Annotated in this window: 14 protein-coding genes; 5 read left to right on the plus strand and 9 right to left on the minus strand. The window is 34.7% G+C overall.

Annotated features, from left to right (window positions below):
• Positions 1-185: 185 nt before the first annotated feature.
• Both rocD and BLS90_RS11275 read left to right on the plus strand, forming a co-directional pair.
• Positions 186-1469: an ornithine--oxo-acid transaminase gene (gene rocD / locus BLS90_RS11270; RefSeq protein WP_091257763.1), complete on the plus strand. Its 1284-nt coding sequence runs from the start codon at positions 186-188 to the stop codon at positions 1467-1469.
• 10 nt (positions 1470-1479) lie between these two features.
• Positions 1480-2442, plus strand: coding sequence for an arginase (locus BLS90_RS11275; protein ID WP_091257765.1), 963 nt, complete (start codon positions 1480-1482; stop codon positions 2440-2442).
• Positions 2443-2564: 122 nt separating this feature from the next.
• Here BLS90_RS11275 and BLS90_RS17115 read toward each other — a convergent pair whose 3' ends face one another.
• The 3 genes from BLS90_RS17115 to BLS90_RS11285 are packed head-to-tail and all read right to left on the minus strand — an operon-like array spanning position 2565 to position 6955.
• Positions 2565-3023 (minus strand): RagB/SusD family nutrient uptake outer membrane protein, encoded by a 459-nt coding sequence (locus BLS90_RS17115; protein WP_245705094.1) that lies wholly within the window; start codon positions 3021-3023, stop codon positions 2565-2567.
• Between the two features lies 1 nt (position 3024).
• Complete coding sequence (locus tag BLS90_RS11280; protein WP_245705095.1) at positions 3025-3957, minus strand: RagB/SusD family nutrient uptake outer membrane protein; 933 nt, start codon at positions 3955-3957, stop codon at positions 3025-3027.
• A 10-nt stretch (positions 3958-3967) separates the two neighbouring features.
• A complete protein-coding gene (locus BLS90_RS11285; RefSeq protein WP_091257767.1) occupies positions 3968-6955 on the minus strand; it encodes a SusC/RagA family TonB-linked outer membrane protein in 2988 nt (995 codons plus the stop codon).
• A gap of 442 nt (positions 6956-7397) precedes the next feature.
• Between BLS90_RS11285 and BLS90_RS11290 the strand changes: the two genes are divergently transcribed.
• Positions 7398-8693 carry a TIGR00341 family protein gene (locus BLS90_RS11290; RefSeq protein WP_091257769.1) on the plus strand — a complete coding sequence of 432 codons (1296 nt, stop codon included), beginning with the start codon at positions 7398-7400 and terminating at the stop codon, positions 8691-8693.
• Between the two features lie 46 nt (positions 8694-8739).
• On the opposite strand, the gene BLS90_RS11295 is transcribed toward BLS90_RS11290, so the two are convergent.
• From BLS90_RS11295 to BLS90_RS11320, 6 genes are all read right to left on the minus strand, one after another.
• Positions 8740-9798 (minus strand): ArsO family NAD(P)H-dependent flavin-containing monooxygenase, encoded by a 1059-nt coding sequence (locus tag BLS90_RS11295; RefSeq protein ID WP_091257771.1) that lies wholly within the window; start codon positions 9796-9798, stop codon positions 8740-8742.
• 124 nt (positions 9799-9922) lie between these two features.
• A complete protein-coding gene (gene arsB, locus BLS90_RS11300) occupies positions 9923-11017 on the minus strand; it encodes an ACR3 family arsenite efflux transporter (RefSeq protein ID WP_091257773.1) in 1095 nt (364 codons plus the stop codon).
• A 2-nt stretch (positions 11018-11019) separates the two neighbouring features.
• The gene (locus BLS90_RS11305) at positions 11020-11652 is read right to left on the minus strand and encodes an arsenate-mycothiol transferase ArsC (RefSeq protein WP_175455472.1); all 633 of its coding nucleotides are present in this window, start codon (positions 11650-11652) and stop codon (positions 11020-11022) included.
• Between the two features lie 16 nt (positions 11653-11668).
• Positions 11669-12139, minus strand: a complete 471-nt coding sequence (locus BLS90_RS11310; protein ID WP_091257776.1) for a DUF6428 family protein — start codon at positions 12137-12139, stop codon at positions 11669-11671.
• 18 nt (positions 12140-12157) lie between these two features.
• Positions 12158-12490, minus strand: coding sequence for an ArsR/SmtB family transcription factor (locus BLS90_RS11315; RefSeq protein WP_091257778.1), 333 nt, complete (start codon positions 12488-12490; stop codon positions 12158-12160).
• 265 nt (positions 12491-12755) lie between these two features.
• Complete coding sequence (locus BLS90_RS11320; RefSeq protein WP_091257837.1) at positions 12756-13790, minus strand: zinc-dependent alcohol dehydrogenase family protein; 1035 nt, start codon at positions 13788-13790, stop codon at positions 12756-12758.
• Between the two features lie 450 nt (positions 13791-14240).
• On the opposite strand from BLS90_RS11320, the gene BLS90_RS11325 reads away from it, so the two are divergent.
• Both BLS90_RS11325 and BLS90_RS11330 read left to right on the plus strand, forming a co-directional pair.
• On the plus strand, positions 14241-14606 hold the full coding sequence (locus tag BLS90_RS11325) for a hypothetical protein (RefSeq protein WP_091257780.1): 366 nt from the start codon (positions 14241-14243) through the stop codon (positions 14604-14606).
• Positions 14607-14641: 35 nt separating this feature from the next.
• Complete coding sequence (locus BLS90_RS11330) at positions 14642-15202, plus strand: DNA polymerase ligase N-terminal domain-containing protein (RefSeq protein ID WP_091257782.1); 561 nt, start codon at positions 14642-14644, stop codon at positions 15200-15202.
• Positions 15203-15673 lie beyond the last annotated feature (471 nt).

Consider the following 15673-nt stretch of genomic DNA (forward strand, 5'->3'; position numbering starts at 1 on the left):
TTATTTTTATTTATTTCGAAAATAGTTGTAAATCGAATTGCTTATTTAAAATAATGACTTATTTTAATGTAAATTAAAGAAATATTTTCAAATAACATCTTTTTAAAAGTCAAAACATTTATTTTTATTGCTAAATTAAAAAAAAGTAGTAGTTTTGTGCATTACTATCTTAAAATAAAAACATCATGACACATACAGAACAAAACCTTTCTTCAAAATCGGAATCGTTGATAGCAAAAGAGAATCAATATGGAGCTCATAATTACCATCCTTTACCAGTAGTTTTAGAACGAGGTGAAGGAGTTCATGTCTGGGATGTGGACGGGAAAAAATATTATGATTTTTTATCGGCATACTCTGCTGTAAATCAAGGGCATTGTCATCCTAAAATTGTAGGTGCTATGGTAAAACAAGCACAAACACTAACTTTGACTTCCCGTGCTTTTCATAACGATCAATTAGGACCCTTTGAAGAATATGTAACTAAGTACTTTAATTTTGATAAAGTATTGCCCATGAACACTGGTGCAGAAGCAGTGGAAACGGCATTAAAATTATGCAGAAAATGGGCGTATGAGGTAAAAGGAATTCCTGAAAATCAAGCGCAAATCATTGTATGTGAAAATAATTTTCATGGAAGGACAACAACCATTATTTCCTTTTCAAATGATGAAAGTGCCCGTAAAAACTTTGGTCCTTTTACTGCTGGATTTATCAAAATACCTTATGATGATGTTGAGGCTTTAGAGAACGTACTGCAATCTTCCAAAAATATTGCGGGGTTTTTAGTAGAGCCTATTCAAGGAGAAGCGGGTGTTTATGTTCCTACTGAAGGATACTTAGCTAAAGCAAAAGCGCTTTGTGAGCAACATAACGTTTTATTTATTGCAGATGAAGTACAAACCGGAATTGCTCGTACTGGAAGGTTATTAGCAACTTGTGGGAATTGTGATTGTAAAAATGGTTGTGAAGCAAGACCAGAGGTAAAACCAGATATTCTTATTTTAGGAAAAGCAATTTCAGGTGGTGTGTATCCGGTTTCAGCAGTTTTAGCTAATAATCACATCATGAATGTAATTAAACCAGGGCAACACGGTTCCACCTTTGGAGGAAATCCAGTTGCTGCCGCTGTCGCTATTGCTGCGCTTGAAGTAGTGAAAGAGGAGAATCTGGCGCAAAATGCTGCTCATTTAGGAGAAGTTTTAAGAACTGGGCTTAAAGAGATTGCTTCAAGGAATCCTATAATCACCTTGGTTCGTGGCAAAGGATTATTAAATGCTATTGTGATTAATAGTGGTGAGGAATCTGATTTAGCTTGGGATATTTGTATTAAATTTAGAGATTATGGTCTATTGGCTAAACCAACTCACGGAAATAAAATTCGATTTGCCCCACCGTTAGTCATTACTGAATCGCAGATACAGGAATGTTTGGCTATTATCGAAAAAGCCTTAAACGATTTTAGATAATTTATAAATCATGGGAAAAACGATAAAATTAATAAAGAATAGATCGGATATAGGTGCTGGTACACGAGGATCCGATTTAGGGATTGATGCTATCGAAATTGCAGCAATCAATCAGGATAGTGATTATTTTAATCAATTTGAGTTTGAAGACGTAAAGACACACAACGAATCCATATACGACAAAAATAGAAGCTCCTCTGCTAAACGAATTGAGCATGTTGTGGAGCAATGCACCAGAGTTTCTAATGCAGTAAAGAAAAACTTAGAAGGGAATTATTTTCCAATAGTTTTATCAGGAGATCATTCCTCGGCATTAGGAACTTTAAGCGGAATTAAAGCAGCGTTTCCAGAGCAAAATATAGGTGTGTTCTGGATTGATGCTCATGCTGATTTGCATTCGCCTTACACTTCGCCATCAGGAAATATTCATGGAATGCCCTTGTCTGCGGCTCTTGCTGATGATAATTTGAGTTGCCAGAATAATGATGTAGCTCCAGAAACGCAGCAGCATTGGGAGGATATGAAAAATATAGGATACAAGGGGCCTAAAGTTTTGGCTGAAAATCTAATTTATTTTGGTGTTCGTGATACCGAGGAGGAAGAGGATAAGCAAATTGAAAAACTGAACATTAAAAATTATAAGGTCGACGAAGTAAGGTTTAGAGGATTACAAAAATGTGTTACGGAGGCATTGACTAAAGTCGCTCATTGTGAAGTTTTATATATTTCTTTTGATGTGGATTCTATGGATTGCGATATGATTTCATACGGAACAGGAACGCCAGTTCCTAAAGGATTCGATCAGTTCGAAATCATTGCTATAATTAATCAAATTATTCAAACCAAAAAGGTAGTTTGTATCGAATTTGTAGAAATAAATCCGCTATTGGATACTAAAGGTAATAAAATGGCTGAAACTGCTTTTGAAGTATTAGAGGCTATTACATCAGAACTTAGTGTGCCAATAGAATAATTTTAAGAGCTATTAAACATAAAAGCCCGAAATCTTAATTGATTTCGGGCTTTTAATTTTTTATGATTTCTGGAAAATAGGCCAGGCGAATTGTGGTTTAATCCAAATAGGGCTAAACTCTATTAACTTCCGTAACCAGGATTTTGGGTGATTTTACTATTGGTATCCATTTCTCTTAGAGGAATTGGAAATACTAAAGTATTGTCATTGTAAGGAATTAATTTAGAACCATCGGCAAATACATCAATATGACGTTTTGTTCTTTTTAAATCATGAATTGCAAATCCTTCCATTGCTAATTCCAACTCGCGTTCTCTTAATATGGAAGCTAAGTTCACTGTTAATAAATTTGCAGCGTTTGCACGTGTTCTAAGTAAATTTATATCCGCCAATGGCGTGTTACCAAGGAGCGTACCTTCTATGAAATTTGCTTCAGCTCTAATCAAGTACATCTCAGCAAGACGCATTAATTGTACATCACCAAACTGATTTGTATATTTAGAAGTCAATCGTCTTCCGTTGTCCGGATTGATGTAATTGAAATTGCGTCTTTCGTCATTAATATCTGTAAATTTAGCCAAGTTAGGTAGATCTAATTTCGATATCACCACCACGGCCTCCATTATTTTCAGATGCATATAAATTAGTTACTTCATTTTCTCCCGTTTGTTTTGTGATTTGGATTGCAAAAATATCCTCACTTTGATTGACATCATGATTGAAAGCATTGGCATATTTAGTGGATAGCGTGCGACCACTATTTTCAATTACCTCATGAGCAGCATCTCTAGCAGCAGGATAATTTCCTTGTTGTAAATACACTCTGGCCAATAAAGCTTTGGCAGCATATTTATCAGCATAAAAACTATTGTCTTCCGGCAGATCAGTATAAGCAAGGTTTAAGCCTGTAATAATTAGCGCGTAAACTTCACTTACAGTGCTTCTTTCTTTTGCTAAATCAGTAGTAAAATCATAGATGGCGTTTGGTCTGATGACAACACCTAATTGACTATTGGCTTGGCCTGCTTCATAAGGTTTTGCGTAAAAACGAACCAGATCAAAATAAGCTAACGATTTCAAAAAAGTTGCTTCAGCTACCATGGTTGCTCGTTTAGCAGGATCCTGTACTTTATCTATGTTCTCGATAACGGTATTGGCAGCATTAATAATTTGGTAATTTCTAGTATAAATTTGCTGAACAAAACCATTGTTAACTAACATCGTTTTGGAATACATTTGTCTGCATTCTGCAAAAGTTCCTCTCCATCTAAAGTCGGTTGTTGCAGTGATTCCAGTCTGCGCTAATAAATCTGCTGAAGTCAAAATTCGACCGCCATAAACATCACCATCTGCAGCTGTAGCATAGGCACCTGTTAAGATATTCATAATGCCGGATTCAGTACTTAATGTTACTGTTGCATCCTCATTTTGTCTTGGATCAATTTCTAATTCACTATCACAACTTGCAAAAAAAGTAGCGAAAAGAATAATTAAGATTAATTTATTTGATTTCATTTTTTTATTTTTAAAAATTAATGTTCACTCCCAATGCAATTGTTCTCGCAGGTGGTGTAGAATAAAATTCTTCTCCAATACCCGTATCATCTCTTCTTGCTTCAGGATCATAACCAGAATAGTTTGTAAAAGTAAGTAAGTTAACACCTGTTGCATAAAGTCGTACGCTTGTCATTCCAAGTTCTTTTATAGCATTACCAGATAAAGAGTAGCCTAATGTTAAGTTTCTTAAACGAACAAAATCAGATTTATCTAAAAATCGTGTAGACGCTCCAGTTCCATTACTACCATACAATCGGGCTTGGGGAACATTAGTGATGTCTCCGGGATTTTGCCAGCGATCCAATTGATCAATTGTTTGATTGTCAAAATAATCTGCAGCTACAGACTGGTAAATACCAGCAGAATTATAGATACTAGCACCCCATTCACCTTGGAATGTAAAAGAAAAATCAATCCCTTTATAGTTGATCGTATTGGTTAAACCAGCCATTAAAGTAGGGAATGGATTTCCTGATATAACTCTTTTCGCTACAGCGTAATCATTGGTGGTTGATTTGTCTAAAGAGCCATCAGTATTAATCGTGTTTTTAACAAATAAAGCATCTCCATTAGCAGGATCTACTCCAGCATATTCTACTAGATAAAAAGATGAAATATTTTCTCCTACGCGGTTAATAGTGAAGGTTCCTACGATATCCTTATTGTTATTAGGCATAGATATTACTTCGGATTCATTAGTTGTAATGTTGAAACTTGTATTCCATTTAAGGTTATCAGAGTCAATGTTCTTTGTGTTTAATGTGAATTCCACTCCACTACTTTGTACTTCACCAATGTTTTGGTTGATTGAAGTTGCTCCAGAACTGATTGATAACGGTACACTAAACAATAATCCATCAGTATTTTTCTTGTAATAATCCGCTTCGATACTGATTTTATTCAATAAAGCAAATTCAACACCGAAATCAATTTGAGTTGATTTTTCCCAAGTAAGATTATCATTTCCAGCTTGAGCGAATGAAAGTCCTGATTTCAGGTTGTAAGGATTTGATCCAAACAATTGGCGAGAAGCAAAATTACCCAATTCAGCATTTCCTAATTTTCCCCAGCTTCCTTTAAGTTTTAAGAAAGTCAGCGTAGTATTATCTTTTAAGAAACTCTCTTCTGAAAGAATCCAACCAGCTGAAAATGCGGGAAAGGTACCAAATCTCTCATTTTTACCAAAACGGGAAGAACCATCACGACGGATACTGGCTTTGAAAATATACTTATCAGCAAAGGAGTACGTAAGTCTACCGAATTGAGAAACGAAGGTATAATCCGTTTCGTTTCCAGATCCTGCATTTACTTCTGCACCACCATCAACGGTTTGAAAGGAGTCATTTGGAAAGTAAATACTAGTAACACTTTGAAATCTTCGATTGAATTTATTAAATTCCATACCAGCTACTACATTAACATCATGCTTTTCGCCAAAGGTTTTATCAAAGGTCAAATAGTTACTGTAGATATAAGTTTCATTATTTACAGAAGTTGCAAAAACTTCTCCATCAGTTGCCATAAAAGGAGCATTTCTTCCTGACCAAGCATCTTCGGTTTGTGATAACAAGTCATAAGAAAAATCAGAATTGGCTTTTAAAGAAGGAAGGATTTTAAATTCTCCATATACTTTTCCAGTAACTCTTCGCATGAGTGTTTTCCAAAAGGAATTATCAATAGCTAACAAATAATTAGCATATAATGTATTTGGATTAGCAGTTCCGTCTGCTAAGCGAGCTGGCGACAACGGTGATTGTGCCACAGCTTGCAAAGGAGTTGTAAAGGAGTTGTCATCCTGCACTCGGTCAATTTGGGATCTTGAAAAACTTAAATTCATACCAGCTGTAAAACGGTCGGAAATTTTATGAGAAACATTGCTTCTCGCTGTTATTCTTTCTAATGCGTTACTATTGATAATACCCGTGGTATTGTTGTAAGCACCAGAAAAGAAATACCTTGTCTTAGCATCTCCTCCAGATACTGAAAAATCAGCATCGGTATTATATCCATCTTGAAAAGCAGTATCCTGCCAGTCTGTATCTACTTCTCGGTTTCTCCAGTCTGTTCCTTGAGCTAAAAACTCAAAAGTATCTTCAGCCTCAGCAGCATCACCAAGTCCATTGATAGATGCCTCAGTAAACAATTCAATGTACTGATCTGCATTCAGCCATTTTCTTTTATTAGTAGCTTGGCTAACCCCTTGCGAAAGGTTTATGGAGAATGTTCCTTTACCTTCTTTACCTCTTTTTGTGGTAATCAAAACCACGCCATTTGCTCCTCTAGCGCCGTAAATGGCTGCTGATGATGCATCTTTAAGGACATCAATAGATTCGATTTCGTTTGGGCTTAATGTAAGTAATGGATTGGTTGGTGCTCCATTACTAGATTCATTAGTAGTTACCAAAGGGATGCCATCCAAAACATACAGTGGTTGTGTACCTGCACTAATACTAGCTGCACCTCGTACCCGAATGTTTATTCCTCCATCTACTTTACCATTAGTTTGTGTAATTTGAACCCCTGCTAATTTACCAACTAAGGCATTTTGAACATTGGATACTGGAATTTGTTGGATGTCTTTTGCTGTTACACGAGCAATATTATCCGTCAATTTCTTTTTGCTTTGGGTTCCATACCCAACTACAACAACTGTTTCTAGTTGATTTGAAGCGTCATTGAGCTTTATCAGCATTGAGGTAGCTGCAGCAACTTCTACTGTTTTCATCCCTACAAAGCTCACTACTAAAATTTGTCCTCTATGCGCATTTATGGTAAATTCACCATCAAAATTTGTTTGTGCGCTAATGGTTGTTCCTTTAACAATAATGTTAGCTCCAGGAATTGGAAGACCGCCCATATCGGTAACTTTACCAGTTAGGGTACTTTCTTGAGCAAATATTAATTGCACAAAAAGTACAAATAAGACGCTCAAAAAATGTTTAAATTTAATTCTCATTTTCGGATTATTTAAGATTAGTTGGATCAAATGTCTAAATAAAATGTTAAATAAGGTGAATTATAGGTGTTAAAAATGTTTGTTTATCGTTTAATTAGCAATAATTTAATTTTTTTAACATAAAAAAACAGATATCGTAATAATAGACCTTTATCAAATTAAATTTGTGAATGCTGTAAGGATGGCTTTTCCTTGTTACTATTTTTTGTCCTATTTAAATTGAGTTTGGTTCACTTGAATGTTTTTTCTAATTTTAAGATGGAATGGGTTTACTTATTTCAAATCTATGAATGAAGCAGCTAAATTGTGTGACCAATTAGAAGATTAAAAGTGAAAGTTTTCAATTAGTTTAAAAAGGGTTATCTTGCTACTTTGGCGGTTAACAGCAAAGGTAAAATGGTGCCGCTGGAGATGCTATTCAATTAAGAAATAAACGAGGGAAATGAATAAAGTAGTAAATTTTATTGACTTACATAGCGGCGAAGAGAACAAGAAGAAAGTGTTGGATAATGTAAAATCAAACATCTCTTTTAGAGGCTCGAATCTATGGATTTTAGCTTGTGCCATTGTAGTTGCTTCAGTAGGTTTGAATGTAAATTCAACTGCAGTTATTATTGGTGCAATGCTTATTTCGCCTTTGATGGGACCAATCGTTGGCGCTGGTTTTGGTTTGGGAATTTATGATTTTAATTTGCTTAAAAGATCACTTAAAAACTTGCTTATCGCTACGGTGGTGAGTTTGGTGGTTTCCACTATTTACTTTTATTTAAGCCCTTTCAAAGATACGCAGTCGGAACTTTTAGCCAGAACATCACCTAATATTTACGATATTTTCATCGCTTTTTTTGGAGGATTAGTTGGAGTAATAGCCATCACAAGAGTAGAAAAAGGGAACCCTATTCCCGGAGTGGCTATTGCAACAGCCTTAATGCCACCGTTGTGTACCGCAGGTTATGGATTGGCATTAGGGAATTTTAAATTCTTTTTTGGAGCTATGTATTTGTACACTATTAATTGTGTTTTTATCTGTATAGCAACCTTTATAATCGTCAAATATTTAAAATATCCAATTGTTAAACAAACGGATGTAAAGATGGAAAAGAGAGTAAAATACATGATTTCATTGTTGACTTTAGCCTTGATTGTACCGAGTATCTTTTTTGCCTATCAACTTTTTCAAGAAAAAAAATACAAGCAAAAAGTAGAATTATTTTTAAAATTAGAGTTTTTGGATAAAGGATACACAGTGTTGTATAAAAAAACACAATTTACGTCAAATCCAAAAAAAATAGATATTGCTTTTTTAAGAAGAAGACTCGATAAGGATGAAATAAAAGAACTTAACGTAAAACTAAAAACCTACGAGTTAAATAATACCGTTTTAAATATTATTCAAGACACAACTGACTTGAAACAGGATATACTAAATGAAATTACTTTTAACAATAAAACCATGAGCGAAAAAGATTTGATTATTGCCAAGTTGCAAAGTCAAATTGTTTCTTTGAAATTTGATAACAATGCAATTTTAGGTGAAACTAGAATTTTGTTTCCTGAAATTGCCAATATTGCAATAGCAAATCATGTTTTTAATGAGAATAAAAAAGATAGAAAAGTGATTACTGTGGTGCTTTATGAAAGTAAAAATGATTTAGACACCATCGACAAAAAGAAATTGACTGCGTGGTTAAAAAATAAATTTAAAACTGACGCCGTAGAAATTTTTAAAAGGCAATAATTTAATTTAAAGCGCCGCTAATGCAGTGTTTATTAGAGAAATTAAATTATTGTTTGTGCAAATAGGCTAAAATTTCGCTACAAGATTGTTTGGCATTTCTATTTATTCCAATAAGTGTTGCCGAGGCATAACCAGTCCAGCTTCCATAACCCGCTAACCATAAGCCATCAATTTCTGTTGCTTTGCTATGTTCTGTTTTTACAATGCCTCGATTATCTGCTGAAACACTATTTTTTAGAAAAGAAGTGGCATAACCAAAACCTGTACACCAGATTATGGCATCAAAATCTTCTTTGGTTCCGTCAATCCAAATCACGCCCTCTTCATAAATACTTTTAATACCACCACTAGAGAGGAGAACACCTCTAGATCGAGCTTCTTTAAGCGGCGGTACCATCACAATAGTTCCCAAATCATAATTCGCTGCATTAAATGGTTTTCCTTCTTTTTCCGCATTGTATTTGGCAGTTGCTACGTTAAAAAGATAAAAACCATCTACTTCGTCTGGTAAATATTGAGGTGGTTTACTAGTAGACCACTTAACATTGGTAACTTTAGAAACTTCGGCTATAATTTGTGCGCCTGAATTGCCTTCGCCCACAACAAGTACTTTTAAATTTTTAAAGGATTCTGAATTTTTGTACTGTGCCGAATGGATTTGAGTTCCTTTGAAGGTATCTATTCCTGCAATTTCTGGTATAAAAGGATTGTTCCATGTGCCTGTTGCGGCAATAACGACTTTGGAAAAATACATTCCTTTATTGGTTTGTATTTTGAAAATTTTATTTTCTAAAAGAACGCTTTCTACAGTTACGGATCTTTCTATTGGCAAGTCATAACGTTTTTCATATTGGCATAAGTAATCAATCACTTCTTGTTTTAGAGGAAACAAATTTTTAGATTTTGGCATGAGCCATCCCGGTAAGGAACTGTGTTCAGCAGGAGAAAAAAGTGTTAAGCTATCCCAAGCATGAAGCCAAGCGCCACCACATTTTTCCTCTTTGTCCAAGAGAAGGAAGTTCACTTTATTGCGCCGGAGATAGTAACCGCAAGCTAATCCACTTTGTCCGCCGCCAACGACTATGACATCTAGAATTTTGTTCATTTTGTTTGAATCTGTTTAAATTGTATGTTATTTTGGTTTTTTCATGTCAGAGATGCTTCACTATTTACATCGTCCAATAGGAGAATCTGGGACACACTTTAAGTACTATAAACTGTTCATACAATTAGGGATTTTCAGTTTTTGAAACTAATGCTGTTTTTGTATAATATTTTTTTCTAAACCAAAAAGCGACATTCACTAATGCAATTAGTGCAGGAACTTCAACTAATGGCCCAATAACGCCGGCAAATGCTTGTCCGCTGTTGATTCCAAAAACACCGATTGCAACTGCAATAGCCAATTCAAAATTATTTCCGGTTGCCGTAAAAGCAATTGCGGTAGATTTAGAATAATCAGCACCAAAATATTTTCCAAGGAAAAAACTGATCACAAACATCAAGGTGAAATAAATGACTAAGGGAATCGCTATACGAACAACATCCATAGGGATTTGAACAATTAGCTCTCCCTTCAGGCTAAACATTAATATGATGGTAAATAACAACGCCAATAAAGTAATAGGAGAAATAAAAGGGATGTACTTAGTTTGAAACCAGGTTTCTCCTTTAAGTCTGATGAGGCCATAACGACTAATTATTCCCAGAGCAAAAGGAATTCCCAAATAAATCCCTACACTTTCGGCAATTTGGCCAATACTGATCGTTACATCAAAACCGGTATATCCAAAATATGGAGGCATAACGGTTATGAAAACATACGCATACACACTGTAGAGCAATACTTGAAAAATACTATTCAAAGCAATTAATCCAGCTGCATATTCTCTATTGCCATCAGCAAGATCATTCCAAACAACTACCATTGCAATGCATCGGGCTAATCCGATCAAGATGACTCCAATCATGTATTCAGGATACCCATTTAGGAAAAGTAGGGCTAAGGAAAACATTAGGATCGGGCCTACCACCCAATTCAGGAATAGTGATGCGCCTAACACCTTCGTGTTTTGGAATACTTCTCCCATCTTACTATAATTCACTTTCGCTAATGGTGGATACATCATCAAGATTAGACCAATAGCGAGCGGTATATTAGTAGTTCCACTTGAAAAAGAGTTGATGAAATTACCGCTGGAAGGGATGAAATTACCTATTGCAACTCCAAGTGCCATTGCGAGGAATATCCAAAGCGTTAAAAATCGATCTAGGAAACTTAATTTTTTTCTTTCTGCTGCGGGAGCGCAAGTAGTTGCTGACATATTTATAATTTTATTTGGGAGAATACATAGCACATTTCAGTTGCAATTTGTAAACTGCGCTCCTGATATTTTTCGGCTTGTTGTGAAGTGTTATCAAAAACTTTAGGGTCTTCAAATGTAATGGGAATCCTTTTTTCTGCACCGGCAATAAAAGGGCATCCGCCATCCGCTTGAGAGCAGGTTAATAATGCTGCAAATTCACTTTTTGGATTAAAATCATCATCATAAGTTTTAGAAAAACCAATAATTGGAGGTTCATTCTTTCCAAATTTTATGGTGTAAATTGGGTTATTTCCTTCAGAAATAGTATTAATTTGAAATCCTGATTGCTTTAATGTTGTGGCAACCATAGGGAATAATGCAGTAGATTCTGTACCACCGGAATAACAAAAAACATTTTTAATATTGAAATACCCCGCGGCAGTTTGCGCCCAAATTTGGGACAAATGACTTCTTCTGGAATTGTGCGTACAAATAAAGTTTAGCCTTATTTCTTGCTCTTTGGAAACTTTATTTTGGATAAAATCAACAAGAGGTTGCAAAATAATTTTGCGTTCTGAAGATATATTTTCGTAATCAAAATAACGGATTACTTCTTCAATTTCCGAGAAGAGAATGGTTTTAATTGGACTCATTTTATAGTTTTAATAATTAGCAACAACCTCCACCTGGAGTACAGCTATTGGTTTGAGTTGGGATTGCAGACAATTTACCTTTTTGTTTATCAGCAGGAATGCCACATTGGTCTTCGGCTAAACAAGCGGTTTGCTTGTTGATTAAAGTAAAGTCCGTTCCGTTGAAATCCAAGTCGTATTTACCAATTGTTTCTCCTTGAAATTCCACTTCAACTTCATGATCTTCAATTCCTAAAATCTTTTCAGATAATTCAATAATATCCAATAATTTTTTTGGTTTAAGTCGGTGATCAAAATCATTGGCATCCCACAACTGGAAATTCACAACGTTCTCTTTTCGAACTTTTCCACCGCAATCAATGAAGTTTCTGGTAATTAAGCCTACTTCCGTTACGTGAAAATGTTCTGGAACATAGGTTCCGTTTGGTAACATAAAAGCAACGTTTTCTAACACGTTCAACTCTTTTTTAATTTCTGATAGTTTCATTTTTTTATAATTTAAAAATTAGCAACATTGGTCTTTCCTGTTTTCTAAATAGGTATTGATAAGGGTAATAAAACTTTTTATTTTCTCAAATCCTTCTTCGTTCAGGCAATAACAAATTGAAGCTCCTTCGAAATTTCCTTTGATTAACCCGGCATTTTTTAGTTCCTTCAAATGTTGCGACACAGTAGGTTGTGCTAATGGCAATTCGTTTACAAGGTCTCCACAGATGCAACTGTCAACTTTTATAAGATGTTCAATTATGGCAATACGAGCAGGATGACCTAATGCTTTGGCAAGTACAGCCAGTTCGTTTTGCTCCTCTGTAAAATGTTGTGTTTTAGTTATACCCATCGTTTTATATTTATATTGCAATATTACGATTAATTAGGTAGTAACGATTATTTTTGGTGTTAAATTAGCATTAAGTTTTGAGGGTTTAATGGTTTAATTATTTTGTAATTATAAATCAAAAGTTACGCAAAGGAGAAGGAGTACGGAGAATCCCTCTCGATTGCATTACTTTTCATTTAGTTGATCTGGTATTGAAAAAATATTTTAATTGCTAGCCATCAGAAAATGATAGTGAGAAAAAAATATTTTAAATTCTTACTCGTTTTTACGGCTCAATAATTACTTTCATCGCTTTTTCTTTCCCTGCATTACCAAATACTTCATACGCTTCTAGGACCTCTTTCAATTTAAAATGATGAGTTATCAGTTTAGAAGGTTCTAATTTACCTGAGGAAACTGTTTTTAAAAGCATTGGAGTAGTATTGGTGTTTACTAATCCCATTGTTATCGTGCTGTTTTGAATCCAGAGATCCTGAATTTGCAGTTCTACTGGCTTTCCATGCACTCCTATATTGGCAATGTGTCCACCGGGACGAACAATTTTTTGGCATATTTCAAAGGTAGCTGGCGCTCCAACGGCTTCAATAGCTACATCTACACCATCTTTTGTTTCTGATTGAATTCTTTTTGTAACATCTTCTTTAGTAGAATTAATGGTATCTGTAGCTCCAAATTTTTTCGCCATTTCCAAACGATTTTCATCGATGTCGATCATATAAATTTTTGCCGGTGAGTAGAACTGAGCTGTGAGTAAGGCTGACATTCCTATAGGACCGGCTCCTATAATGGCAATGGTGTCTCCTGGTTTTACTCCGCCATTAATCACACCAATTTCATGTCCTGTAGGTAAAATGTCACTTAGCATTACCAGCGCTTCTTCATCAGATCCGTCTGGTATCAGATAGAGGCTGTTATCAGCATGTGGAATCCGAACGTATTCTGCCTGTGTACCATTTATAAGGTGCCCTAAAATCCAACCGCCGTCCTCACAATGAGCGTACATTTGTTTTTTACAGTATTCGCAACTGCCATCTGATGTGATACAGGATATTATGACATGGTCTCCTTTTTTAAAATTCCGGACCGAAGCACCAATTTCTTCAATTATACCGACTCCCTCATGACCTAATGTAGTTCCCGGTTTCACCGATGGAGTTTTTCCGTGTAATATACCTAAGTCTGTACCGCAAATAGTAGTTTTAAGTATTTTTACCATTGCATCAGTGCTTTTTTCAATTTTAGGAAATGGCACCTCTTTCAACTCAATCTTACCTGGTCCATCATATACAAGTGCTTTCATTGTTTTAGTCTGTTTCATTTTCATTTTTCATTAAAGGTTATAGTATTAAATCATTTTTATATTTTTCGTAAGGCTTTAAATTTTTAATTTGTTCACTATTAAAACTTATCGGGCAATTAATCGACAGTATGTGTAATTAGCTGTAAATCAATAACTGGTATGCTCAAAGGTCGCGTATTATTACCGTTTAATATATGATATTAGTCATTAAATGAAGATTAAAGCAAATTTTTCAAAATTATGAAGCCTTGTTCTTTTTTTTGAAATGATACACGAAAAGGCAACTAATTCGGTCGCCCATTGTTTTTTTGGAATTAATGTTAATTTAGTAAATCTAGGGAGGGTTTTGTCTCTTGTTTTTGGTAGGAATTGCTACTTTTAGAGTTAAATTAAATACACTTTTGTACAAAAATGAGTAACTTAGTATTCATTAATTAAATAAAAAGTCTAATGGAAAATCAAAATGATAAATCAGAGTCAAATGCAGCTAAGTCAGAAAAAATAGATAAAAACAAAGTGCCAGATTCCCTTTTGTATCCACCAAGTGAAGATATTTACAATAAGTTTCACAAGGAAAGCGATATTAATCCAGAGGATATTTCTAAAAAGAAGATACCTGTTGAAATTAATAATGTCACGGATTTTAATGAAAAAGATTTTGAAGATGATAAGTCTGGAGCCGACTTGGACATACCCGGTTCAGAATTAGATGATGATCAAGAGAAAATAGGGAGTGAGGATGAAGAAAATAACCATTACAGTATTGGGGGCGACAATCATAATGATTTAGAGGAGAATACAGGGGATAAGATTTAATCTTGTATTTTTAAACAAACTAGCATCCTAGTGCAATGACCTTAAATGAATACAATCAAAAGCGCAATTTTGTATCCACCGCTGAGCCAGAAGGTAAAATAAATAAATCAGTTGCGGAAATGATTTTTGTTGTTCAAAAACATGCTGCATCTCACTTGCATTACGATTTTAGGTTAGAAAGTGAAGGAGTTTTAAAAAGTTGGGCGATACCCAAAGGGCCATCTATGAATCCTGCCCATAAAAGACTAGCTATCCAGGTGGAAGATCATCCTTATGCTTATCGTAATTTTGAAGGAATTATTCCCGAAGGTAATTACGGTGCGGGAAACGTTATAGTTTGGGATAATGGAACTTTTATTCTAGTTGACGATGAAAATTATGGGAATTTAAATGCCAATTTGCAAAAAGGCCACCTCCGATTTATCATAAAGGGCAAAAAACTCAAAGGGGAATTCTTATTAGTGAAATGGAAAGCTAAAAAAGAGAATTCGTGGCTTCTGATAAAAGCAAATGATGAATATGCAACTGAGGAAGACGTTTTGTTGCAGGATAAATCCGTGATTTCTAATACTACAATAGACAGTTTAAAAAGTTAACTGGCAATAAAAACAAGTGACGTGTCTCCTTTTAAAAATAAGAAGTTAATTAGCAACGATTTCACTTTTATTTTAATTTGGGACTACCATTTTTTTCTTAAAAGTGAGAAGTAGTAAGCAGTCAATAAATTAGTAAAACAGGAAAGAAGAAAGGGGTGCATGGTAAACTAAAAATTATTAGGAGCGATAACAATGTTCATTTTGACAAAGCAGGCGCGTTTACAGAATAATAGTTTCATGCTGATAGGAACTAAATAGAGGGGTTTGTTGGAAATATAGGGGAAAGAAAGAAGTGCCAAAAAGTACTAATTTTGGCTTGGAATAAAAAATTAAAATCGTGTGTAAGGCTGAGGTAAATATGCCAATAATTTTTACAATTGGATTTATTATTAAAAATATGGTAAAATAGTAGTTTCTATTGATGCTTTCTTGGTTGTTTTTAGTATTTTGCGATTTAATTATTTTTAGATA

Origin of the sequence: Flavobacterium omnivorum, assembly GCF_900099915.1 — a bacterium.
In the GTDB taxonomy this organism is placed as follows: Bacteria; Bacteroidota; Bacteroidia; order Flavobacteriales; family Flavobacteriaceae; genus Flavobacterium; species Flavobacterium omnivorum.

Excerpts from the sequence above, each read along its gene's own strand:
- BLS90_RS11295 (WP_091257771.1), bottom strand. The coding sequence starts at position 9,798 with ATGAACAAAATTCTAGATGTCATAGTCGTTGGCGGCGGACAAAGTGGA.
- rocD (WP_091257763.1), top strand. The coding sequence starts at position 186 with ATGACACATACAGAACAAAACCTTTCTTCAAAATCGGAATCGTTGATA.
- BLS90_RS11280 (WP_245705095.1), bottom strand. The coding sequence starts at position 3,957 with ATGAAATCAAATAAATTAATCTTAATTATTCTTTTCGCTACTTTTTTT.
- BLS90_RS11315 (WP_091257778.1), bottom strand. The coding sequence starts at position 12,490 with ATGGGTATAACTAAAACACAACATTTTACAGAGGAGCAAAACGAACTG.
- BLS90_RS11285 (WP_091257767.1), bottom strand. The coding sequence starts at position 6,955 with ATGAGAATTAAATTTAAACATTTTTTGAGCGTCTTATTTGTACTTTTT.
- BLS90_RS11275 (WP_091257765.1), top strand. The coding sequence starts at position 1,480 with ATGGGAAAAACGATAAAATTAATAAAGAATAGATCGGATATAGGTGCT.
- BLS90_RS11305 (WP_175455472.1), bottom strand. The coding sequence starts at position 11,652 with ATGAGTCCAATTAAAACCATTCTCTTCTCGGAAATTGAAGAAGTAATC.
- BLS90_RS11320 (WP_091257837.1), bottom strand. The coding sequence starts at position 13,790 with ATGAAAGCACTTGTATATGATGGACCAGGTAAGATTGAGTTGAAAGAG.
- BLS90_RS11330 (WP_091257782.1), top strand. The coding sequence starts at position 14,642 with ATGACCTTAAATGAATACAATCAAAAGCGCAATTTTGTATCCACCGCT.
- BLS90_RS11325 (WP_091257780.1), top strand. The coding sequence starts at position 14,241 with ATGGAAAATCAAAATGATAAATCAGAGTCAAATGCAGCTAAGTCAGAA.
- BLS90_RS11290 (WP_091257769.1), top strand. The coding sequence starts at position 7,398 with ATGAATAAAGTAGTAAATTTTATTGACTTACATAGCGGCGAAGAGAAC.
- arsB (WP_091257773.1), bottom strand. The coding sequence starts at position 11,017 with ATGTCAGCAACTACTTGCGCTCCCGCAGCAGAAAGAAAAAAATTAAGT.
- BLS90_RS11310 (WP_091257776.1), bottom strand. The coding sequence starts at position 12,139 with ATGAAACTATCAGAAATTAAAAAAGAGTTGAACGTGTTAGAAAACGTT.